Source organism: Rhodococcus sp. ENV425 (assembly GCF_002887785.1).
Lineage (GTDB): Bacteria > Actinomycetota > Actinomycetes > Mycobacteriales > Mycobacteriaceae > Rhodococcus > Rhodococcus aetherivorans.
In genome coordinates, this window is sequence record NZ_PCZU01000298.1 from 1 (window position 1) to 1,218 (window position 1,218).

1 protein-coding gene is annotated in these 1,218 nt (G+C 75.9%); it reads left to right on the forward strand.

What is annotated here, in order from left to right; all coding sequences use genetic code 11:
* A partial coding sequence (locus tag CQZ88_RS28280) for a condensation domain-containing protein (RefSeq protein WP_258008854.1) occupies positions 1-1,218 on the forward strand: 1,218 nt, incomplete at both ends.

The following is a 1,218-nucleotide window of genomic DNA, read 5'->3' on the forward strand; positions in this document are numbered from 1 at the left end:
TCAACCGGCTCGACCCCGGATCCGGCAGCTACAACCTGCCGTTCGCGGTGCGGCTCGACGGCCGGCTCGACGTCGCGGCGCTCACCGCCGCCGTCGCCGACGTCCTCGACCGGCACCGCACCCTGCGCACCGTGTACCCCGACGCCACCGCGCAGGTGGTGCGGCCCGTCGCGCGGCCCGGACTCGAGCCCGTCGCCGTGCCCGCCGAGGGACTCGACGAGTTCGTCCGCGAGTTCGCCGCCCCCGGCTTCGATCTCACCCGCGAGACGCCGGTGCGGATGCGGCTGTACCGGCTCGCGCCGCGGCGGCACGTGCTCGCGGTGGTGGTGCACCACATCGCCGCCGACGAATGGTCGCTCACCCCGCTGCTGCGCGACCTCGTCGACGCCTACACCGCCCGGCTCGCCGGGCAGGCGCCGCGGTGGGCGCCGCTTCCGGTGCAGTACACCGACTTCAGCCGCTGGCAGCGCGCCGGCGCCGACGGCCAGCTCGCGCACTGGACGACCGTGCTCGCCGGCCTGCCCGACGAGGTGACCCTGCCCGGCGACCGGCCGCGGCCCGCGCGCCCGACCGGCCGCGGTGCCACCCACCGGGTTGCGGTGGATCATGCTGTGGCCGAAGGCGTTTCGCGGCTCGCCCGGGACGGTCGCGCGACGACGTTCATGGTGCTGCACGCGGCGCTGGCCGTGCTGCTGGCCCGGCACGGCGCCGGCGACGACATCGCCGTCGGCACCGTCGTCGCCGGGCGCGGCGACCCGCAGCTCGACGCCCTCGTCGGCATGTTCGCCGGCACCCTCGTCCTGCGCACCCCCGTCGACCCGGACGCCACCTTCGCCGACCTGCTCGCCGAGGTCCACGCTCGCGACCTCGCCGCCTACACCCACCCCGACGCGCCGTTCGAGACCCTCGTCGAACGCCTCAACCCCGCCCGCAACCCCGCCCGGCACCCGCTGTTCCAGGTCGCCCTGTCGCTGCGCCGCCCCACCGTCGACACGTTCGAGCTGCCCGGCCTGACCGCGCGGGTGCTGCCGGTGGCCGACGAGCACGCCAACTTCGACGTCCAGCTCGTCGTCACCGAGACCGGCACCGGCGTCGACCTCGAATTCGCCTACGCCACCGACCTGTACGACGCCGGCACCGTCGCCGCGTTCGCCGACCGGTACGTCGCGATCCTGCGGGCCGCCGTCGCCGACCCGGCCGTGCGGATCGGCGACATCG